At 58.9% G+C, this 23,049-nt stretch carries 15 protein-coding genes; 7 read left to right on the top strand and 8 right to left on the bottom strand.

The window, feature by feature from the left end:
• The first annotated feature begins 181 nt into the window (after positions 1 to 181).
• The gene (locus AEAC466_RS27900) at positions 182 to 2,164 is read left to right on the top strand and encodes a hypothetical protein (protein WP_023457059.1); all 1,983 of its coding nucleotides are present in this window, start codon (positions 182 to 184) and stop codon (positions 2,162 to 2,164) included.
• Here the strand turns inward: AEAC466_RS27900 and AEAC466_RS0122140 are convergent.
• The 8 genes from AEAC466_RS0122140 to AEAC466_RS27865 all read right to left on the bottom strand — a co-directional run bounded on the left by AEAC466_RS0122140 (position 2,151) and on the right by AEAC466_RS27865 (position 12,465).
• A complete protein-coding gene (locus AEAC466_RS0122140) occupies positions 2,151 to 3,038 on the bottom strand; it encodes a MurR/RpiR family transcriptional regulator (protein WP_023457058.1) in 888 nt (295 codons plus the stop codon). The two genes, AEAC466_RS27900 and AEAC466_RS0122140, sit on opposite strands and share 14 nt — an antisense overlap.
• A 42-nt stretch (positions 3,039 to 3,080) precedes the next feature.
• The gene (locus tag AEAC466_RS27895; RefSeq protein WP_031238285.1) at positions 3,081 to 4,367 is read right to left on the bottom strand and encodes a sugar MFS transporter; all 1,287 of its coding nucleotides are present in this window, start codon (positions 4,365 to 4,367) and stop codon (positions 3,081 to 3,083) included.
• Positions 4,368 to 4,391: 24 nt separating this feature from the next.
• A complete protein-coding gene (locus AEAC466_RS27890; RefSeq protein WP_023457056.1) occupies positions 4,392 to 5,867 on the bottom strand; it encodes an N-acyl-D-amino-acid deacylase family protein in 1,476 nt (491 codons plus the stop codon).
• Between the two features lie 14 nt (positions 5,868 to 5,881).
• On the bottom strand, positions 5,882 to 7,159 hold the full coding sequence (locus AEAC466_RS27885; protein WP_023457055.1) for an alanine racemase: 1,278 nt from the start codon (positions 7,157 to 7,159) through the stop codon (positions 5,882 to 5,884).
• Positions 7,159 to 7,929 (bottom strand): SDR family oxidoreductase, encoded by a 771-nt coding sequence (locus tag AEAC466_RS27880; RefSeq protein ID WP_023457054.1) that lies wholly within the window; start codon positions 7,927 to 7,929, stop codon positions 7,159 to 7,161. The genes AEAC466_RS27885 and AEAC466_RS27880 overlap by 1 nt, the downstream gene beginning before the upstream one ends.
• Complete coding sequence (locus tag AEAC466_RS27875) at positions 7,922 to 9,073, bottom strand: hypothetical protein (protein ID WP_023457053.1); 1,152 nt, start codon at positions 9,071 to 9,073, stop codon at positions 7,922 to 7,924. Before AEAC466_RS27875 ends, AEAC466_RS27880 begins: the two co-directional genes overlap by 8 nt.
• A complete protein-coding gene (locus AEAC466_RS27870) occupies positions 9,074 to 9,463 on the bottom strand; it encodes a RidA family protein (protein ID WP_031238284.1) in 390 nt (129 codons plus the stop codon).
• A gap of 281 nt (positions 9,464 to 9,744) precedes the next feature.
• Entirely contained in the window at positions 9,745 to 12,465 is a 2,721-nt protein-coding gene (locus tag AEAC466_RS27865; RefSeq protein WP_023457051.1) for a TonB-dependent receptor, read from the bottom strand.
• Positions 12,466 to 12,896: 431 nt separating this feature from the next.
• Between AEAC466_RS27865 and AEAC466_RS27860 the strand changes: the two genes are divergently transcribed.
• The 6 genes from AEAC466_RS27860 (at position 12,897) to AEAC466_RS27835 (ending at position 23,045) form a co-directional block, all read left to right on the top strand.
• Positions 12,897 to 13,376, top strand: a complete 480-nt coding sequence (locus tag AEAC466_RS27860) for an Lrp/AsnC family transcriptional regulator (protein ID WP_023457050.1) — start codon at positions 12,897 to 12,899, stop codon at positions 13,374 to 13,376.
• A gap of 185 nt (positions 13,377 to 13,561) precedes the next feature.
• On the top strand, positions 13,562 to 14,767 hold the full coding sequence (gene metC / locus AEAC466_RS27855; RefSeq protein ID WP_023457049.1) for a cystathionine beta-lyase: 1,206 nt from the start codon (positions 13,562 to 13,564) through the stop codon (positions 14,765 to 14,767).
• 189 nt (positions 14,768 to 14,956) lie between these two features.
• Complete coding sequence (locus AEAC466_RS27850) at positions 14,957 to 17,392, top strand: TonB-dependent receptor plug domain-containing protein (protein ID WP_023457048.1); 2,436 nt, start codon at positions 14,957 to 14,959, stop codon at positions 17,390 to 17,392.
• A gap of 92 nt (positions 17,393 to 17,484) precedes the next feature.
• A complete protein-coding gene (locus tag AEAC466_RS27845; protein ID WP_023457047.1) occupies positions 17,485 to 18,918 on the top strand; it encodes an amidohydrolase family protein in 1,434 nt (477 codons plus the stop codon).
• 30 nt (positions 18,919 to 18,948) lie between these two features.
• Positions 18,949 to 20,265, top strand: a complete 1,317-nt coding sequence (locus tag AEAC466_RS27840) for an MFS transporter (RefSeq protein ID WP_031238281.1) — start codon at positions 18,949 to 18,951, stop codon at positions 20,263 to 20,265.
• Positions 20,262 to 23,045: a M14 family metallopeptidase gene (locus tag AEAC466_RS27835; RefSeq protein WP_023457045.1), complete on the top strand. Its 2,784-nt coding sequence runs from the start codon at positions 20,262 to 20,264 to the stop codon at positions 23,043 to 23,045. The genes AEAC466_RS27840 and AEAC466_RS27835 overlap by 4 nt, the downstream gene beginning before the upstream one ends.
• Positions 23,046 to 23,049 lie beyond the last annotated feature (4 nt).

The raw sequence follows: 23,049 nt of genomic DNA, 5'->3' as shown, positions 1-23,049 counted from the left end.
TTATATTACAATTTGACCAGGTGTGTTGCAGATCGGCAACTTGGGGCGGGGCGGTATGCAGAACGCCGACTCGACGACCAACCGGCACGGACCAAGCTGCGATATGCCGCATTTAGGAATTGACATTACCCGAAAACTGTAGCGCATATTATGTAGCAACGCTACATATACGGAGACTTGCATGTCAGTGCGAAACGTCTGTGCCTCTGTCTTGGCAATCCTTTCGGCGGCCACCTTAATAAGAGCCGCCGCTGCTGAAGAACCTGTACAATCCCTTGGCAATGCCACCAGCGGCCTGACATGGGCGATCCGTGACAATCGCGTCTCAGATGTTCGGTTTATCGACAAGCTGACCGGGAGAACCTTAAGCGTCGCCTCCCCATTTTCGCTCTCGCTAAGCGACGGTTCGACGGTGACATTATCCGATCTTCAGTTGGACGGCCCTCTGCGGGCGGTAACCGTACCGGGCAATTCAAAAGCGTCGCGGCTGTCAGAGACGCGGCCTCAGCAACAGGTCCAGGGGACATTCACCACTCAGGGCGGCCGGTTGCGTATCGATTGGCGATTGGTGCAGCCTGAAAATGCCAAATATCTGCGTGAAGTCGTAACCATCACCGCCCTGACCCAGGACGAGCTGATTCCCAAGGTGAGTCTGCTGGAAACAATTGCGCCAGGTGCCGAGGTTTCGGGCAAGGTGGCGGGCTCCCCGATCGTTGCCGGCAATGACTATATCATGTTCGAAAACCCGCTGGCCAACAGTCGGGCCATAGTCGAAGAAGATAAGGTTTCCGTCTGGCTCGATAGCGCTCTGCCATTGCGTAAGGGCCAGAGCCTGACAATTTCCGCGGTGATGGGTGTAAGTGCGCCCGGCCAATTGCGCCGGGACTTTCTCGGCTATATCGAAGCCGAACGCGCCCATCCCTATCGCACCTTCCTGCATTATAATTCCTGGTACGATATCGGGTATGATTCTGCCTACACCGAGTCCGACGCGCTGGACCGTATCCATGCCTTCGGAAACGAACTGGCCGTCAAACGCGGCGTGAAACTGGACTCCTTCCTGTTTGATGATGGATGGGACGACCTGTCGGGCAGTTGGAACTTCAGCAAAGCCTTCCCGGGTGGCTTCATCCCCTTGCGCGATGCCGCCGCCAAGTATGGCGCAGCACCCGGTGTGTGGCTATCGCCGTGGGGCGGCTATAATACGGGCAAGGCGGCGCGTGTCGCTCAGGGCAAAACCACCGGCTACGAGATCGTCGAGGGCGGCTTTGCCCTTTCAGGACCGAAATACTACGACAATTTCCGCAAAGCGACCTTAGACCTGGTGACGCGGCAAGGTGTCAACCAGTTCAAATTGGACGGTACCGGCAATGCAGACAAGGTGTTTCCCGGCAGCCGGTTCAATAGTGATTTCGACGCCGCGATTCACCTGATCGATGATTTGCGTGCCGCGCAACCGGATCTTTTCATCAATGTCACGACCGGTACATACCCCTCGCCAGCCTGGTTGCGCTATGCCGATTCGATCTGGCGCGGCGGTCAGGATCACGCCTTTACCGGCGTTGGCACGCCACGTCAGCGCTGGATGACCTATCGCGATCGCGAAGAATACGAAAATATTGTAATCGGCGGTCCCCTGTTTCCATTGAACTCCGTCATGCTGCACGGCATTATTTACGCGCAGCACGCGTCGGGCCTGGATACGGACCCAAAACACGAATTTGGCGACGAGGTGCGTTCCTATTTCGGCAGCGGTACGGCCTTGCAGGAAATGTATATTACACCGTCTTTACTATCCGCGTCTGACTGGGATGTTCTTGCGGAAGGTGCGAAATGGTCCCGGGCGAATGCCGAGGTTCTAAAGGACACCCACTGGATTGGCGGCGACCCGGGTCGCCTAGAGGTCTATGGTTGGGCCGCCTGGGCACCGCACAAGGGCATCATCACCCTGCGCAATCCTTCTGACAAGAGCCAGGACTTTGCTCTCGACATCGGCCTTGCGCTGGAATTGCCTGCGGATGCGGCCAAGGTCTACACCGCTCACGCACCGTGGCAAGGCGCCAAGGCGCCGAATATAACCCTATCTGCAGGACAGCCCGTCACGCTTCATCTTAAGCCATTTGAGGTGAAAACGCTCGAACTGACGCCGGTTAATCACCCGTAGGCAGATAGTGTTGCTGAAGCGAGACGGCAGAAGAGACGCGCCGGAGCGTCTCACTTGCCGGCTTGCCGATCATGAGCGCTACACGGTCGGCGATGCAGTCGAGCATAAACAATTGTGCAAACCTGACCGGATTGGGTTGGTGGTACGGAATATCGGTCGCCAGTTCTATGGGGATGAGGATATCGACGACGCCAGCCAACGGACTGTTCAGCGGCGCCATGGCAATGCAGGTTGCACCATAGCTGCGGGCAATTCGGGCGCTTTCCGCAAGGGTTTCAGGTTGCCCTGTTGACGATATAATAAGAACGCAGTCCCCTTTTTTGAGGGTCGCGGCGGTCATCCGCTGCATATAGCTGTCCACGTGGGCGACCGCGCGAAGTCCCAATCGGAAAAAGCGATTTTGCGCTTCCATTGCCAGGACGGCCGAACTGCCGCCGACGCCAAAGGCGGCGATCATGGATGAGGCCATCACCACTTTCGCGGCAGCGTCGATTTGCTCAAAATGCTCGGTTTCACTTACCGATCTTAAGGCGATCGCGACACTGGTGCTGAGGCGGTCAAACCGCTCATCGCCGCCTTGCGATCCCGCGTCGCCGCCCGCTTCTGCCGCCGTCGCCTTGGAGAATTTTTGTTCCAGAACGAGAGATTGAGCGAGATACTTTTTAAACTCCTTGAAGCCCTCGCAGCCTATTGACCGGCAATAGCGTATGACCGACGGCTCACTGACCCCAATGCGGTTCGCAAAGCTTTTTATACTGACATCAACGACCGCCGCCGGATCGCGCAGGATCTCTTCGCCTATTTTCAGATTTACGCCATCTTCATGCGGGGCGCGATCACGAATGGTCGTGAGGATGTCATTCAATACGGTCATGCTGTTTGTTGTAGCAAAATTACATTCTTTTACAACAGACTGTTAGCCCCGCTTGGCCAGCCGTGCCGCAAACAAACCGAAGAGGAAAATGTATAGGTAGGCCGGGACCATCAGACAAAGAAAGACGAGCTGGAAACCGTACTGGTCCTTGAAATGGGCAAACAGTTGCGGAATCACGGCGCCGCCAATGATACCCATCACGAGAAAGGCCGCCCCGAACTCGGTCAGCTTGCCCAGACCGCGGATACCCAGCGGGAAAATAGCCGGCCACATCATGGCATTGGCAAAGCCAAGCGCCCAGACAAAGGCCACCGAGGTATAGCCCTTGGTGAGAAAAGCGCCGACACTAAACAGAATACCGAGCACGGCCGAGAAGGTGAGATATTTTTCCTGGCTGGTAAACCGCGGAATGGCCACCAGGCCGCAGAGGTATCCGATCAGCATCGTCACCATGGTGAAGCTGGTGAAGAACTTGGTCTGGTCAAGCGGCAGATTGAAGCCATTGCCATAGGTGCCGACGGCGTCACCGGCCATGACCTCGACGCCCACATAGAAAAAGATGGCCAGGAAGCCGAAAAACATCTGCGGAATGGCGGCGACAAAGCTCTTGCCCGATCCGGGGTTGGCGTCATCACTGATATTGGGCAAGGGCGATTTATAGACCAAGACAGCAATGACGGCCAGGAACGCGCCCATCAAAAGGTACGGCAGATGGATACGAGCGGCAAAAGCGTCGAGCAAGAGATCGCGCGCGGCTGTGGTCGGGGCAGCATCGACCTGGGCCTGCATATGACCGATACCATTGAGAATAAATGTGCCGATAAGTACCGGGGCGGCCGCTCCTGCCAGCTTGTTGAAGATGCCGAGCAGGGCGATGCGTTGCGCCCCGGATTCGATCGGCCCCAGGACGGAAATATAGGGGTTGGAAGCTGTTTGCAGCAGGGACAGGCCGGCACCAATAACAAACAGCGAAACGAGCGTCGGCGGGAATAGACGCATGGAAGCGAACTGGCCAAAGCCGGCGGCGCCGATGGCCATGGCCAATAGGCCTAGCGCCATGCCGGTCTTCATGCCGGTTTTCCGCAGGATAAAGGCCGAAGGCAGGGCGAGGAAGAAATAGGAGAGATAAAAAACAGACGGCACCAGGAAGGCTTCGACGTCACTTAACGAAAAGGCCAGTTTGGAGAAGGTGATCAGCGGCCCGTTGAGCCAGGTCACAAAGCCAAAGATGGCGAAAAGACCGCAAAACATGAAAACAGAGCCCCAGGGCGTGGTCTCAAGCGCCGTCCCTGCGGAAGATTGTCCAGACGATTGTCCCGGTGTCGGCATGCTCTGCTTCCCTGTATTTTGTTGTTATTCACCAGCGACGGCGGCAGCCTCGGCCGGAATTGTCCTGTGCGACAGGAAACCGCCGGCACGCGCCAGCCCCTCCCCGTGCGACCAACTGTGCACGCCGTTGACGAAGACCTCGTCGATACCGGCTGAAATCTGGATCGGTTTTTCAAAAGTCGCGCGATCAGCCACGGTATCCATGTCAAAGACAGTGATATCGGCGGCCATGCCTACGGCCAGACGGCCCCGGTCATGAAAACCGAAGCGGCGGGCGGGCAGCGCCGTCATCTTGGCGACGGCTTCGGCCAGCGAAAACAATTTTTGGTCGCGGGCATAGTGCCCAAGCACGCGCGGGAAGGTGCCCCACAGTCGCGGGTGCGGATTCTGGTCATTGGGAAGACCATCCGAGCCCACCATGCACAACGGGTGCGCCAGGATGCGGCGCATATCGTCTTCATGGATCTGGAAATAACAGGCATAGCCGGGGAGCAGGCGTTTCGCCGCTTCACGCTCATCTATGCCCCAATCGGCAGCAATGTCACTCAGGTAACGCCCCGCCTGATCCGGGTGGCTTTCGGACGAATTGATCAGAACCTTGATCTCCCCATCACACAGATCAGGATTAAGCACCGAAGAGCCTGCCGTATAAGGGTAGGTGTCCATGGCCACCGGCTGCCTTTTGGCCGCGGCGTCGATCAAGCCCAGGGTTTCGGCCGAACGTCCCCAATTGCGGACGCCTGCGCATTTGTGGTGCGATATGATCAACGGCGTCTGCGCCGGGCTTGAGGTCGTAAACGCCTCCTGCAACGCCTCGGCAATGCCGTCATATTCGCTGCGAATGTGGGTCGCGTAGACACCGCCATGGTCGCTGACTGTACGTGCCAGGGCGGTAAGCTCATCGAGATCGGCAGCCGCAGCCGGGGCGTAATAGACGCCGGAGCTCAGGCCCGTGGCCCCTGCTTGCAAGGCTTCGGCCAACAGGATTTGCATATGTCTGCGCTCATCTGGCCCGGCGGCCTTGCCCAGGTCGGCCAGGCAGATCTTGCGCAGGGTTGTATGGCCGACCAATGCCGCCACATTCACCGCCGGACGGGCCTCATCGATAGCCGCCGCGTAGTCGGCAAAGCTGGCATACGAGAAGGCTTTGTCATCCCCCAGCAGGTTGAAGGGTTCTTCAGGTGCGCCCGGAAAGCGCAAGGGAGCAATCGACAGACCGCAGTTGCCGACCACGACCGTTGTCACGCCCTGACTGATCTTGGCCGTCATTTCCGGCTGGCGGATGCAGGCATAATCGTCGTGAGAATGCACGTCGATAAATCCGGGCACCACCGCCTTACCGGCAAGATCAAAATGCTGGCGCGAGGGTAACTCGCCCAGTTGGCCTATGGCCGCGACGACACCGTCGCGGATTGCGATGTCCGCAACGTAAGGGGCATCACCGCCGCCGTCGAAGACGAGGCCATTCAGCAGGAGAATATCGGCGGGAACTGGAGACATGGAATAACGACTCTTTAGAAAAATGTCTTGAGGGCGCCGGTCACGGCGTAGGCGTCGTCAACTTCAAGGAGGACGGGCCAACGGTCGAACGTGGTGCAGGGGTGAGAGATACCGAGGCCGACATAGTCGCCAATGCACGCCGAGGCGCCGGTAGGCAGCCGGATATAGCCGTGTTGATCGTTCATACGGAAAAACGCCCAGCCTTCGACAGGCTGTGCAGACGCGCGCGGGCCAGGGGTTGCGTGATATTCGACCTTTGGCAATCCCGCGTCGTCGGACAGATCGCGACGCCCGGCATTGACGATGATTAGATCCGGTTCGGGATGGGAGACAATCTGTGCCCATACTTCGAGCGCAGGCTTCAGAGCTGGCGCCGGGCCCAGTACGCCGCGTTCGCCGACATGGGCAAGCAGTCGATTGTAAAAGCCGGTATCGTGGGTCAGGTAGCAGCCACTGCGCAACAGAGGCGTGAGACCATCGGTCTTCAAGCCGCGCGCGACCAGGTCGAAATAGGCCGATCCGCCCGCACTCAGAATGGGCTCACCAGTGAAGAGGCCTTCCCCCCGGCAGATGTTGAAGACACCCAACAGATCATCGAGGAAGGCATTGACCTTTTTGGCATCCTCCACCGCATCGCCGGTAACGATGAGGCCCTCATACCCCTCCACGCCGCGCAGGGCGAGCACAGGCGACGACGCCACCCGGCGCGCAACGGCCAGAGCAATGTCGCGCGTACGCGCACCCGTCCGGCCGCCGGGAATACCCAGTTCAACCAGCACCTCGAACGGCCTGGTGGCCCCGGCGGACGCTAAAATGGCTTCAAGCCGGTCGACACCGGCCAGACTATCGACCAGGCTTATTATCAAGCTATCTGGGGCAGCGTCCTGACGAGCCGCAAGCGCCCGGATCTCCGCCTCCCCCACCAGCTCATTGGCGATCAGCAGCCGTTTGACACCATACGTCAACGCAGTCATTGCCTGGGAAAAGGTCGCCACCGTCATCCCCCAGGCACCAGCGGCCAGTTGCCGATCAAACAATTGCGGACACATGCTTGTCTTGCCGTGCGGCGCCAGTTTGGCGCCCGCCTGATCGATATAGGCCTGAAAGGCATGGAGATTGGCCGCCAGTACACTGCTGCGCACGATCGCCGCCGGTAGCGGAATCGAACCATCAAGGAGGTTCCACCCCTGCGCCCCGACCTCTCCCAGCCTCAGTCCGTCCGCTGATGCCGGCAGCCCCTTTATCCCTGCGCTGAGACGTAAATCGAGGATTGGCTCAAGATCAATTGCCATCAGAACCGCTCCAAGGTGAGCTCGGCAGCCAATACGGGATTGCCAGCTGTTAGCCCCGCATCGACCGGCAGAACCACGCCCGTAATCATGCGGGCGAGGTCACTCGACAAGAAGGCAACAGCATTTGCGATGTCCTTCGGATCGGCGAAATCACGCAGCGGATACCATTTTTTGAGATCGTCGAAGACTTCCGGCTTTTTCGCCGCGCGATCCGCCCAGGCCTGGGTCTTGACCGTGCCCGGGGCCACGAGATTGGCGCGTATGCCCAGCGGGCCGTATTCCACCGCCAAGGCCTTGGTATAGCTTATCAAGCCGGCCTTGGCCGCGCTATAGGCAGGGTGACCTATGGCAAGCCCCGCATTGACCGTGCCGATATTGATAATCACGCCGGCCTTGCGCGCGAACATCGCCGCCTTCACGGCCTCGACGCAGTGATAGGCGGCGCTCAGATTGATGGCCAGATCGTGCGTCCAGTCTTCCGGCTTCAGCGTCGCCAGCGCCGTTGCTGCGGCGGCGCCGGCATTGTTGACCAGAATGTCCACCGGACCGCTGCGGGCTACCAAGCCGTCTATCGCCGCCTTCGTCGCCGCCAAATCGGTCAGATCGACCGCCGCCGTCTTAAGGCGCGCATCCATATGGGCCAGGGCGTCGCCGTCCCGGTCGAGCGCGAGCACAGTGGCGTTCCAGCCCAGGAAGGCTTCGCACAAACCCTGGCCAATCCCGCCGGCCGCGCCGGTGATCAGGACGACTTTTCCGCTGAAATCAAACATAATGGACCTTTTTTGTCAGTGCGCGTTTGAGCCAATCCAGGTTCATCTCACGCAACATGCCGAAGTTGTAGAAGGCAAAATCTGACAACCCCAGACCTTCCAGGCCGTGAAGCGTTTCAGTCAGATCGCTTTCCTGCATCATATCCGGATAGCCCGGCCGCAGGATGACGCTGGTGCGGGAGGGCGGCACGAGCCCCAGAACATAACGCCCGTCCGCCAACACAGCCTCAGGCGAAGACTGGTATAGCGGCAGCTCAAGACCATCGCTCACCGCATCGAGTGAAGCCAGGTCGTGACCTTCGAGATAGGCCGTGGCGTGCGGGCGCTGGCACGTGGCGATCACCTTGACGCGCACGGCCGGAGTAACCGCAGCACGAATGTCGGCCACCAAAGAGGTGACAACCTGACAACGGAAGCGATGATAGGCCGCCAGATCCGGATCGATTTCGTTCCAGTGGTCAAGCGACGGGGACTCTGCCCCCGCCAGCCAGCCGTCCACCGCCACGCATACACGATGGGCGAGGCCAGAGGCATCAATCCCGGCCCGCTCGGCACCAGCACGGCATGACTCGCAAAAGCACAGGCCGAGCATGGCGTCGAGCCAGGCATTGGGTTCGACCTGCGCGAACTCGTGATGAAAACCGTGACCATATGTCAGGAAACCGGGCGTTTCCAACAGCAGGCTTTTCAACCGATAATTTTCGGCCATGTCGCTGCACAGGCTCACCGCATAGGCGCGCACCTCGGCTTGCGACGGGCACAGACTATAGGGATAAGCATCGCCAAAGGCATTGCGCACCGTAAGCTCCGGATGGAGCGTGCCCAGCCGCGTGTTGTGGTTGAGGACAACCCAGGCATTTACGGCAATATCGTCGCACGCACACAGGTCTGCCAATATATCGCGCTCTGTCGTCAGGACAGAAACCTTCGGCTGGACCACTCCATAGGCCTTGCGCGGGCGAAAATAGATCGTTCCGTCTTCGGGAAAATAGACCCGAGCCTTGACATCCCTCGGCTGCAAAAACTTGCCAGCGTGATAGCTGGCCGCCAGCGTTATTTCATCGGCGCCGATCGCCCGGATACGGGAAACCGCACCATCGAGATCGTGAAAATTCCAAGGATAGGCATAGACAGCCGCCGCCATTTACTTGGCCTTGTAGGCGATAACGTCGATCTCGACCTTGGCATCGATCATGATCTGCGACCGGACACAAGAGCGTGCAGGCAACTGCTGGCCATCGAAATAGCTGGCATAGACGCGGTTGAAAGCCTGGAAATCGCGCGTGTCATCAAGCCACACATTGGCCTTCACGACGTCGGCCAAGGTGCAGCCTGCCTTTGCCAGAATAGCGACAATATTGTCCATGGTCTGCTTTGTCTGCGCGACAATGCCACCCTGTACGATCTCACCGCTGGCGTCAAAACCGACCTGACCGGAGACAAAGACAAAGCCACCCGCTTCTGTCGCCTGCGAAAAGGGAAGCATTTGCCCCCCGCTGCCGGATCTTGGATCGCCAATGCGGGTGATGGTCATAGTGTCTCCAATTCCAGGCGGCACCAAAGTACCTGCCCATTTATGCAAAAGTAGTTATACTACACAATATAAACTACAAACAAAATCGGTGTCAATAGTCCGACATTCCAATTGGCCAGTTTGGGTAGTCTGTCACCGGCCCGGACAGAATCGTCTGTGCGTTGGAAACGACAATCCTGGAGTCTATGAAAAAATGATGCGCCAGCAGCACTGGCGCATCACACGCAAGTATAAAAAGGCCGCCGCCCTCCGGGATCAAGCCCGAAGGGCTTTCGTTTGCATTACTGGAATTTATAACGCACGCCGAAATTAATACGCCGGCCATCCTGTTCCAGCAGAAGGAAATGCGTCGTATCCACTTCATACTCTTTAACAAGACTATCGGTCAGATTGACCCCATCGAGATAGAGTTGAATACGATCATTGATATTGTAGCGAAGGCTAGCGTCCACCTGGCCGTAGGCCGCGCGATTTCGTGGCAGGACGCCAGAGCCAAAACAGTTCACGAGAAACGCGGATCGCCAATTATAGGCGATACGAGTCTGAAGAGTTCCGTTGTCGTAGAAACCGGCCAAATTATAGGAATCGGGAGACAGGCCGTCATAGCCGCATTTGTCTGCCGCATCGGATCGAACCGCCGTCGCGTCAACGTGGGTATAGTTGGCCGACACGCCAAAACCCGAAGCCCAACCGGCGGTCTCATTAAGCGCGTACTGAGCGGAGACTTCATACCCGTTGATGGTTCCCTTGGCGCCATTGCGCGGACGCGTATCATAAACCTTCTCCGGAATGACAGGTTCCGTTTGCAGAACCGTTGTTGTCTCGATGAAGTCGGTCACGTCCTTATGGAACGCGGCTACCGCTAGATAGTTGATCTTCGACAGATACCATTCCCAAGACACATCGTAATTGTTCGAGTGCATGGACAACAGGTCGGGATTGCCGCCGGATGAGGTCGGGGCGCCATAGTAGCCGCCATAGGTATTGCTGATACCCAGATCCGTAAGCGTGGGCCGCGTCAGTGTGCGAGACGCACCAAACCGGAGAAGCATATCCTCGGTCAGACTGATCTTCAGGTTGGCGGATGGCAACAGGTCCGAATAGCTATTGGAACTCGTCAGGCGGGTGGGTGTGCCGTAGGTATATTGGTAATTTGAATCAGCCGGATAGTTGGTTATGGCTGTGAGCAAGGGCGTGCCGTACCCTATCGATTGCGATTTTACACTGACATAGCGCAGGCCGACATTGCCCGACCAGTTGTCACCCGACCAGTTGCTATCGACATAGGCCGATGTCACCTTTTCAGTGACGTCGATGGTGCCGGAGGGCTGGGGCACGGGGGTAAGCGGGCCGCCCGCGAACGACAGGGCTGTCGCCGGATCATTGGAGTGCGCCAGATTGGACGGATCCTGCAGCCAGGCTACGACCGCATTGGGATCGTAGGTGAAGTGGGCCGCCACGGGCACCTGGACACCGCTTATGAAGTTGTTGAACGACTGTACCTGCAGTAAGGCCGGATTGGCGGGGTAATGGTAGCCGCAGTAGGCGCATCCATAGGGCGAAGACGAATAGGCGTCGGTTTTTTCGCGGTCGGAGTAGTCGATGCCGACGGTCAACCCGTTGAAAAATCCTTTGTGATGGGTCCATTTGGCCTCAAGACGCCCATCCAGGATGTTATCATTGACACTGCTGCCACTGATACCCGACCAGTGCGAGCGCATCAGGCTGGGGTCGGTGACCGTATCAGGGATAGTCAGGATTGGCGTTTTGCCGCCCGCGTTCAGAGCGAAGGTCTGGCCGTTAACCGATTGCTCGCCGATGACGATATAGGGATTCACCCCGGTCCCCGTCGCCCGTGAAAAAGACAGATCCCCCTCGACCTTTAGCGTATCGGATACCGTCCACTTTGAATTGACACCAAAGACATAGGTGTTGGCCAGGCGATTATTGGTCGTGACAATGTTGTCGTTTTGAGACGCGCCCACTTGCGACGCCAGGGCCGGGTTATTGGCAACAAAGGTCGTTCCTGGACGTGTAAAGCTCTGGACGGTGCCGTCCGACGCGATCACAGGATTTATGAAGGCGGGGTTGAAGTAGGCGCTGTAAATCGAATCCGTCATCTTCTGATCAAGGCGCGAATACAGGCTGTCGATCGTGATCAGCCAGTCGTCGTTCGGCTTGAACTGGAGGGTAAGATTACCCACGACTCGCTTTCGCGAAGCGTCCTGCTGGTGAAAGCCCAGATTGCTCGGCATAAGGAAGGTTTGCGTCGTTGCGGCGCTGGCTGGCAGACCGACCGAAGATTCCGAACCGGTAATGACCGTAGCTGGACGGGACACCCAGACGTCTGTCTGAACGGAATTTTGCTTGGATTCCCGGTCGGTGTAGGACAAGGACGCGACGACGCCGAAATTGTGGCTCGGATTGGCGTAGGAGAAGATGCCGCTCATGTTCGGCGAATAGTCTTTAGTCAGCGAGTCATATGAGCCAAAGACATTCACGCTTGCATGAGTGCCGCGTGTATCCAGCGGCCTGGCGGTCTGGATGTTAATGGTTGCCCCGATGCCGCCTTCTGGTAACTCCGGCAACGACGTCTTATAGACGTCAGCGCGCGAGATAAGATCAGCAGACAAGACATCGAAGGAAAACTCGCGGCCCTGGTTGTCGGTCGGGATGGTGCGACCATTGACGAGGACATTATTAAATTCAGGCCCCAAACCGCGTACGGAGACGAATTGCCCTTCCCCGGCATTCCGCTGTATGGCTACGCCGGGTACGCGTTGCAGAGATTCAGAAATATTTGTGTCCGGGAATTTGCCGGCGTCTTCCGCGGTGACGGAATCGACGACCGCCTCAGCCGTGCGCTTAGCTTGAAGAGAATTACGTAAACTGGCGCGAATCCCGGTTACAATGACTTCTGTCGCCGGCTCGGCTGCATCTGTTGATGTCGCATCGGGTGCGGCCGTTTGGGCCATCGCGGCCATAGGTGTCAGCGCAGCCATTGCTGCCCCAGCTAGCAAAATCCTCTTCATCGCATTTATCTTCCTATGAGTGAGCTTACGTCATGTAGCGCAACTACATTAGTAGAGTTACGCAAACTACAAACTGTCAATGACCTCGGCGTCCAATTCGGTTACGATCTCAAGGAATTTCATAAATGTTGTAAAAATACACCGCAAAAACTACACAATTCAATCTCGAGGCGCGTCCAGGCGCGCGCCGATACAATTAGGGATTTAAACGGCTCTTATCGTCACCTTTCGATCCGCAATTTTATAAAAACTGTCGATGTCGCCGACCCGTTAGGCATTGTATGCCGGCAAAAACGGAACTCTATGCCGACCTCGACACAAAGGGTGGGACCGCGTAATTTTATTTACCGGCGTCGGATATTCCCAGGCCGTTCACTTCAAACCCTTTCAGGAAACATGACATGTCAGACCGGGTAGCTCTAGACGACGCCGATGTTCGCATTCTGAGCGCCTTGCAGGAGGATGGCACACTGTCGGTCGCAGCCGTGTCCGAGATCGTCAACCTGTCTCAGAATGCCTGCTGGCGCCGCATGAAGCGCCTGGAAGAAGACGGGGTCATAAGCCGCCGGGTGACGCTTCTGAACCCGGCGCGGCTCGGGATCGATCTGATTGTCTTCGTCAGCATCAAGACCAGCGAGCACAGCGAGGAATGGCTCAGCCACTTTGCCGAGGTCGTACACAATATGCCGGAAGTCGTCGAGTTTTATCGCATGACCGGTGAAGTGGATTATCTGCTCAAGCTTAAGGTGGAGAACATGGCGGCCTACGACCGGGCCTATAAGCGCCTCATCTCCCAGGTTCGGATTACTGACGTAAGCTCCGCATTCGCCATGGAAGAGATAAAGCATACGACCGCCCTGCCCCTTAAGGCGACGCCCTGATCGCAAAAATGTACCAAATGGAACAGAGATAAAAATGCACTATAGTCATTTATTTTTGCAATTTTGACTAATTTTTAGATTATTTGTCCCACATTTTTGGTAAAATTAGCTGAAAAATGGTGGAGATTTTTTTCAACAGTCCGTGTTAGGGTTCTCTCACACCCACCTAAAACCCGGTCCTGCGTATGTCGTCCTCACCTAACCTGTCACTTAGCACTCGTCTGATCACCAGTCATGGCGACAGCCGCAAGGCACGCCAGACAGCCGCGCCCATGATTCAACGGGGCTCGACCCTCCTGCTGTCTTCCGCCAGCGAGATTTATGACAAATCGCAACAGACCTACGGACGTGGCGGCCTGACGACGCATACCCTGTTGCGAGACATGTTGGCGAAGCTGGAAAATGCCGAGGACGTTACCCTTTATCCCTCCGGCCTGGCCGCTATCACGGGCGCTTTGCTGGCCCTGACCTGTGCCGGTGACGAGGTTCTGGCCGTTGACACGGTATATGGCCCGACGCGCCGGTTTCTCGATGGCATGTTGACGCGTCTGGGCGTTACGACACGGTATTACGCACCCACCGCCAGCATCAATGATCTCGCCGGGCTGGTCACGCCGAAGACCCGCCTGATATTCATGGAGTCGCCCGGTTCACTGACCTTTGAAATACAGGATGTCGCCGCCATTGCCGCGCTGGCACGTGAGGCGGGCGTGTTTACGGTCATAGACAACAGCTATGCCGCCGGTCTTCTGTTCAAACCCCTGGATCACGGCGTCGACGTCAGCGTGCAGGCCCTCACCAAATATGTCTGCGGTCATTCCGATACTTTCATGGGGTGCGCGGCCGCGACCGGCCTTGCGGCGGCCCGCCTCAAGACCGCTTATCGCGAAGTCGGATGGATGGTGTCACCGGATGACGCCTATACGGCGATCCGCGGTCTGCGCACCCTGCACACACGGATGACACATCATGCCGCCTCTGCCTTGGCCGTCGCCAAATGGCTTAAAGAGCAGCCACAGGTGCGTAGCGTTTTGTGCCCTGCCCTGCCGGACGATACGAACCATGCCCTTTGGGCACGCGATTTCAGCGGCATAAACGGGCTGATAGGCGTAGAACTCCAGCCCCGGTTCGCTCCGCAGGTCGAGGCCTTCCTCGATCGGCTGTCGGTGTTTGGGCTGGGCTACTCATGGGGCGGTTTCGAAAGCCTGGCCATCAATGCCAACCCGCAATTGGTCCAGCGTGTTTGCCGCTCAAAATCGGAGCCCGGACCGCTGATACGACTACATATTGGTCTGGAAAATGTTGACGACCTTATTGCCGATCTTGACCAGGCCCTGGGAAGCCTGAACTTGGGAAGCCTGGCTACAGACCGGGATGCTACCGCCGCCTAACGCCTAAACCCTCATGTCAATAAATCTAAATTGATATGGTAGGGATTTGCTATATGGTCAGTGTACCATTTGGAACACTGACGCTACTGAATAATAAAAATGTGTCTGCACGTAACACAAAAATGGCCATAGGGTGCGCTCCCACGCCCCTGTGTTCATTACATCTTCGGTTAAATCTAAGGGGATAACATGTCTTTACGCACCACCTTGCTGACCGCGTCAGCCCTCACCGCCCTTATCGCCGCACCGGTCATGGCCCAATCGGCGGCCACTTCCGACACCACGACCGAGGTCATTGTCACCGGTTCGCGCGGCAAGCCCCGCACGGTCACCTCCAGCCCGGCGCCCATCGACATTATCGGCGCAGATCAGATCGGCAAACTGGCCGGCAGCATGCCGCTGCGTGACGTGCTGACCCAACTGGTGCCGTCTTATCAAGCCATGGCGGTCGGTAGTTCGTCGCAGGACAGCATTGTCCGCCCGGCCGGTTTGCGTGGCATGTCCGGCGTGCACGTCCTCGTTCTGGTCAACGGGCAACGCCGCCACAACAGCTCGTTGATCAATCTGAATTCCGGCAATGTGTCCGCCGGCGCCAATCCGGTCGATATCGACCTGATCCCGGCCAGCGCCATCGACCACATTGAAATCCTGCGCGATGGCGCCGCCGCTCAGTACGGTTCGGACGCCATCGCCGGCGTCATCAACATTATCCTCAAGTCAAACAAGTCTGGCAGTTCCGGCAGCGTCGAAGCCGGCCAGCGCTTCGAAGGCGACGGCACCACGGTTTCCGTGCAGGCCTCGCAAGGGTTCGCCTTGCCGCACGATGGCTCGACAACCGTGTCCCTGGCACTCAAGTCGGCCGACAAGGTGGTGCGCAATTCAGACGCCACCGGCACATTCTATGACACGATCGGCGGCAAGCCCGACCCACGCGAAGCCTCTGCCAATCGCCGCACGTACCAGGGCGGTCTGCCCGAGGTGCACAGCCTGGATCTGGTCACCAACACCGTTCTTCCGCTGAACGAAAATGCGCAGCTCTACGCTGTCACCACGTTTACGACGCGCGACGGCCGCGCGGGCCAGGCCGGGCGCAAGCCGAACGCCAACAGCAATATCACCGCCATCTATCCCAACGGCTTCACGCCCTACTATACGATGAAGGAATACGACTTCCAGCTCTCGACCGGCGTCAAGGGCACATTCAAGGGCTGGGATAGCAATCTGGGGACCACGTTCGGCCGCGACCACGTCATCAACGGCGCCGACAGTTCGATCAATGCGTCCCTGGGCGCAGCCAGTCCCACCCGCTTTGAGACCTACAGCTCCCAGTTCGATCAGTGGACGACCAATCTCGACCTGACGCGGCATTTTGACGTGTTCGGCGGCAAGGCGCTCCAGGTGTCGACCGGCGCGGAATTCCGTCACGAGAACTACCAGACCCATGCGCTTGACAAGGCGGCCTATGTCAACGGCGGTTACTATTACACCAGCGGCACCAATGCCGGAAAGCCGGCCCTGACGGGCGCCCAGGGCGCCATCATCGTCCTGCCCAGCGACGAAGCCGACATTTCGCGCAACGTCACAGGCGCCTATGTCGATTTGGCGCTCGATGTAACGCCGAAATGGCTGGTCACCGCCGCCACCCGTTTCGAAACCTATGACGACAGCGCAGGCGATGTCGTCAGCGGCAAGATCTCGACCCGCTACAAGGTCACCGACTGGCTGACGGTCCGTGGCGCTGCCAGCACCGGGTTCCGCGCGCCGTCCCTGGCCCAGATGGGGTATGCGCAGACCGGCACCCAGTTCAACCTGATCGGCACGACCTACCAGTTAATCGAGTCCAAGATCGTCAAAACCGACTCCCCCGTCGGCGTTGCGCTCGGCGCTCAGCCACTCAAGCCTGAAAAATCGCGCAACTACAGCGGCGGCTTCGCGTTGACGCCCGGCCATGGCTTTACCCTGACCCTCGATGCCTATCAGATAGAGCTCGATGACCGCATACAGCTCACCGGCCTTCTGTCCAGCGCCGGCGTAAAGAACATATTGATCGCCAACGGCTTCTCCGGCAATCAATATGTCCGATACTTCGCTAACGCCATCGATACGACGACAAAGGGCGTCGATCTCGTCGCCACCTACACGCTCGCCACCGCGCGCTTTGGCACCCTTCGCACAACCCTTGGCTATAACCACAACGAAACCGAAATCCGCCATATCGCGGATACGCCGGCCGCCTTGGCCGGCCTGGGCCTGACCCTGTTCGATCGCCAGACCCAAGGCTATATCACCGAACTGCAACCCAAGGACAAGGTCATCCTCGGTGCGGATTGGACCGCCGGACCTTACGCCGTCAGTGTCAAGGAAACCCGGTATGGTGAGTTCAACCTGCTGGGGGCGACCAGCGCCACCGACCAGAAGTTCGGCGCCAAGTACATCACCGACCTGGAACTGTCCCGCAAGTTCGGCGACGGCTACCGCTTTGCTGTCGGCGCCTACAATCTGTTCGACGTCTATCCGGACAAGAACACGATCGCCAATACCATCGGCAGTTCACCCTATGCGGCCTACTCCCCCTTCGGCGGCTATGGCGGCTACTACTATGCCCGCCTGTCGTGGAAGAGGTAGCCTTCGGCTACGCGTGTAAAGCCTACCTGTAAAGCGTATAGGACAGTGATCAACCGGGGTCACTGTCCCCCTTCCTCCCAAGAGGCCTAGCCATGTCCCTGTCCGACTTCGTAAACCCGTCACGCCGCTTGGCATTAGGCATTGCAGCCACCAGCCTTTTGGTGCTGACGGCCCTGAGCACCACGGCCCAGGCGCAGGTCACGCTCCAGGACCGCAGGCCTGTTCTGAAAGGGATCGAAACGGTAGATGATCCGCGCCGGATTCCCAAAAAGCCCGCCGCCGAAAAGGGCCGGATCACCGTTTTGCGGGGCGGCCGGGTTTTTGACGCGGTCAGTGCGTCAGCACGTTCCGCGACCGTCGTGATCGAAGACACCCATATTCGCGCCATTCTGCCGGCCGGCGCGACGGATTGGCCGGCCGACGCCCGGATCATCGACGTGACCGGCGAAACGGTCATGCCCGGCCTGATCGACATGCATGTCCACCTGACCTATCCCGACTCTGACGCCAATATCGACCAACAGGGCAGCGCCGTCGATGGCGCCCTGCGCGGCAGCCGCAACCTGCGCTGGATGATCGAATCCGGCTTTACCGCCGTGCGCGATCTCAACGGCATCGGTGAGGCGCCCTATGTACTGGCGCAATGGAGTGCCAAGGACGCCATACCCGCCCCGCGCGTCTTCACCGCCGGCCATATCATCACCGGGACAGGCGGCCACGCCACTGAACGCCCCCTTACCCCGACGCACGGCCACGATTATGCGATTGAGGTTGACGGCGCCGATGCCTGGCGTGGGGCGGTCCGCCGGGTTTTCAAGGACGGCGCCAGCGTCATAAAGATCGCCAGCCATTTCGCACCCGACGAAGTTCAGGCCGCGGTCGATGAAGCCCATCGGCTGGGCCTGAAAGTCACCTGCGACTGCGAGGGCATCTATACCGAAATGGCAGTCAAGGCCGGCATCGACATGATCGAGCACCCCCTGCCACGAACAGACGCCACCATTGCCCTCATGGCCAAGAACCATACGGCCTCGGTGCCGACCCTTCAGGTCTATCAAAACGTCATCGACCGCAATGGCGGGTTCTATGGCTCGACGTCGCGCCGCTTCGCCATGACCAGCCAGGATGATTTCGACCTGTTCAAGAAGATGAAGGCGGCGGGCATTGTTATGGGCGTCGGCACGGATACCATCGGCGACGCCAACAAGATGATCCCGAACGTCTATCTCGCCGAATTGAAATGGTTCGTCAAAGGCGGCTACAGCCTGGCCGATACCCTGAAGGCCGCCACCATCGTCAATGCGCGCCTGCTAGACATGGACGACAAGATCGGCAGCCTGGAAGCGGGCAAGCTGGCGGATATCCTCGTCGTGCGTGGCAACCCGGACCAGTCGCTGGAGGATCTGCAAAAGGTCGACCTGGTATTTAAGGATGGCATCCTGTTTGTCGAAAACGGCCAGGTGGTGACGCCCAGACATGTCGTCCAACCCTTGCTTAAGCCGTCACCGCCCGAATCCACCAAGTAATCTTTTTCTCATGCCGACCGGAGTTGCGTTGTGACATCTGCTGTGCCGACCTCTGAAAGTCCGTCCATCGACAAGCCCCCCCCTTCTAAGGCGGCCGTGGCAAAGGCCCTCGGGTCGGCGATGATCGGCAACTGGTTCGAGCTGTTCGATTTCATCATCTACGGATACTTTGCCGCCCAGATTGGCCGGGCCATGTTTCCGGCGGCCGATGCCCTGACCTCGATCCTCTCCAGCTTCGCCACCTATGGCGTCGGCTTCGTCATGCGCCCGGTCGGCTCCATCGTTCTGGGTAGCCTGGGCGATCGCCTCGGCCGTAAGGTCTCGCTCATCATCACCATGTTCCTGATGGCCGTATCGACCGGCGTCACGGGACTGATCCCGTCCTACGCCCATATCGGCTATGCCGCCCCGATCATCCTGGTGATCTGCCGGCTCTTGCAAGGCTTCGCGGCGGGCGGTGAATGGGGTGGTGCGACCACCTTCATCGTCGAATATGCCCCACCCAACCGTCGCGGTCTGTTCGGCGCATTGCAACAGCTCAGCACCTCGCTGGCCGTCGTTTCGGCGGTATTGACGGCTCTCCTGCTCAATCTGATCCTGCCGGCGGCGTCGGTCGATGCATGGGGCTGGCGTATCCCCTTCCTGCTTGGCTTCCTCGTCGCGCCGGTAGGCTTTTATCTGCGCGCCCACGTCGAGGACACCCCGCACTACACGGCCGAAGGCGGCGATGCGCCAGTCCGGCCGCTGCGCGAAGCCCTGAGGCATCACGGCGCGGCGGTCGCCACCATCTTCGGCAGCGTGATCATCTGGACCGTGGCCGGCTACACGTTCGGCGCCTTTCTGGTCAGCTTCGCCATCCGCATCCTCAAGGTGGCGCCGAGCATCGCCTATACCGGCACACTTGTCGGCGCACTGGCCAACATCCTCGTCATTCCGCTGGCCGGTTTTCTGTCAGACAAGATCGGCCGCAAGCCCTTCCTGATGACGAGCGCGGGCGGCTTTCTGATCCTGGCCTATCCTCTCTTCGCCTATATGGACCATACCCGCACCGGCGCGTCGGTCATACTGACCACTGCGGTGGCGGGCGTTTTCAGCGGCCTGTTCAGCGGTGTCGGCCCGACCTTCCTGTGTGAGCAACTGCCCACCCGCGTACGCTACACGGCCCTGTCGATCGGCTATAACGGCGCAGTCATGCTCTTTGGCGGTTTCGCGCCCTTCATCGCCACCCTGCTTGTGCAACAGACAGGCTCCAATATCGCGCCGGCCCTCTACGTCATGGCGGCAGCCCTTACCTCCTTCATCGTCATCGCCTTCACGCCCGATCGTTTCCGGAACCCGTCCCTATGACCCCCATCCCCGCCGTAACCGCTGCGTTTGTCGCCCTGCTCATGGCCACTACGGCGCTTGGCGCCCCGGTGAGCCCCCCCGAGGCGGTTCTGGGTCACGTCATGGGCGAAAACCGCTACGTGCCCAATTATAGCGACACGATAAAATACTGGCAGGTCCTGGCGTCCCAGAGCGACCGAATCCGGCTGGTCGATATCGGCCCGACTACGGAAAAACGGCGCCAGATCATGGCCATTGTCTCTTCGCCGGAAAACCTGGCCCTGCTTGACCAGTACAAGGATATTTCCGTCCGTCTCGGCCGAGCCGAAGGCCTGAGCGACGATGCGGCCCGCGATCTGGCCGCCATGGGCAAATCGATCGTCTGGGTCGATGGTGGCATCCACGCCAGCGAGGTCGAGACCGATCATGCCCTCATTCAGGAGGTTTACGATATTGTATCGAGCGACGACGCCGAAGCGCGGAACATCCGCGACAACGTCATCGTCCTCTTTGCCGCCGACAATCCCGACGGCCAGGAATATGTCGCCGACTGGTACATGCGTTTCAAGAACCCGGCCGACCGCGAGACCAATTTCGACAGTCTGCCCAAGCTCTACCACCCCTATATCGGCCACGATAACAACCGCGACTTCTACATGGCGGAAATGGCCGAGACGCAGAACATCACGCGTGTCCTGTATCATGACTGGCGGCCACAGATCATCCTGAACCAGCATCAGGTCGGCCCAGCCGGCACGGTGGTCTTCATCCCGCCGTTCCGCGATCCGTTCAACTATAACTACCACCCATTGGCCATCACCAGCCTGGAGGAGGTCGGCGCAGCGCTCAACAGCCGCCTGCTCTCCGAAGGCAAGGTCGGCGCCGTCACGCGCTCGGACGCCCACTACGACACCTGGACCAACGGCAATCTGCGCACCTCAACCTATTTCCACAACGCCATCGGCCTGCTCGTCGAAATCATCGGCGGTGTAACGCCCGAACCCATCCAGCTGGTGCCCGAACGGCAGTTGCCGAAAAACGACCAGCCCGCCCCTGTCGCGCCGCAAATGTGGACCATGGCGCAATCGGTGGCCTATAGCGTGGCGATCAACCGCGCCACCTTGACCTATGCGGCTACCAATCGCGAAAAGGTGCTCTACAACATCTACCGCATGGGCAAGGACAGCATCGACGCCGGCAATCGCGACAGCTGGACCGTCACGCCCGACCGGATCGCCGCCATGCATGCCGCTTCACTGGCTGCCGGGCAGAAACCCGTCCCGACGCGGACCACCGGGTCGAGTTCCATCGACTCGCGTTTCTACAACGACGTCCTGCACGACCCGGCTTACCGCGACGCGCGCGCCTATATCATTAGCCCCGACCAGCACGATTTTCCGACAGCCGTGCGTTTCCTCAACGCCCTGATCAAGATGGGCGTCACGGTCGAACGCGCCCGCACCGCCTTCACGCAAGAGAGCAAGGCATACCCGGCCGGCAGTTATATCGTCAAGGCGGCGCAGGCCTATCGTCCGCATCTGCGCGACATGTTCGAACCCCAGGACTATGCCGAGAATTTCGAATATCCCGGTGGCCCGCCCATCCCCCCGGCCGATGCTTCCGGCTATACCCTCGCCTATCAGATGGGTGTCCATTACGACAGGGCGCTCGAGGCCGTAAGCGTGGCCACAGAAACGGTCGACGGCGTACTGAAGCCCTATCCGGGTCGGGTCGTGGGCACGGGCAAGGCCGGCTTCCTGATCAGCCACGCCACCAATAACAGCTTTATCCTGACCAACCGGCTTATGAAGGCGCGGCAGCAGGCCTTCTGGTTGAGCGCCCCCACGGCGGTGGGCGACGGCGAACCGGAATCGGGCGCCATCTGGGTGCCCAATACGCCCCAGGCCAGCGCCATCGTCCGGTCGGCCAGTGCCGAACTGGGCATTGACACCTATGCACTCGACACTATTCCAAAATCGCCCAAGACGGCGCTGAAAGCACCACGTATCGCCCTGGTCGATGTCTATGGCGGCGTCATGCCGTCGGGCTGGACTCGCTGGATCTTCGAGCAGTTCGAATTTCCCTATACGGTGGTTCATCCCCAGGCGCTTGATCGCGGCCATCTGAATGCGAAATACGATATCGTCCTGATGTCCGACAGTCTCCTGCCGAACCGTTTCACCAGCAAGGGCGGCGGCATGTTCCGCGGCCGTTTCGAGAACAAACAACCTGATCCGTCACGAATTCCCGCCGAATATCGCGACTGGCTGGGTACGATCACGACGGAAAAAACCATTCCCGCCCTCCAGGATTTTGTGAAAAAGGGCGGCGCGCTCGTAGCGATCGGCAGCACCTCGCAAGGCATTATCGATGCCTTCGGCCTGCCGGTACAGAACGGTACGACCCGGATCGTGGACGGTCAGGAACAGGTCTTGCCGCGCACCCAATTCTACGTGCCCGGTGCGCTTTTGACTGCCACGACCGACCCGACCACCCCGCTTGGCTATGGCCTGGAGCCCAAGGTCGATCTCTTCTTTGATTCCAGCCCGGTCTTTCGCTTGAAGCCCGAAGCGACGGACGCGCACACGCCGATCCGCTTCGAAGGCAAGGATATCGTCCATAGCGGCTGGGCGCTCGGCACCGACTATCTTCAGGGCACGGCTGCCGTGGTTGACCTGTCCTATGGCAACGGGCGCGTCTTCCTGTTTGGGCCGGAAGTGGCCCTGCGCGCCCAGACCCAGGGCGCTTTCAAACTGATGTTCAATGCGCTCTACGATGGCGCGCTTTCGCGTAAGAAGTAACAGA

The organism is Asticcacaulis sp. AC466 (assembly GCF_000495815.1).
Lineage (GTDB): Bacteria > Pseudomonadota > Alphaproteobacteria > Caulobacterales > Caulobacteraceae > Asticcacaulis.
The sequence above is the reverse complement of the archived record's forward strand: the minus strand, read 5'-3'. Positions and strand labels throughout refer to the sequence as shown.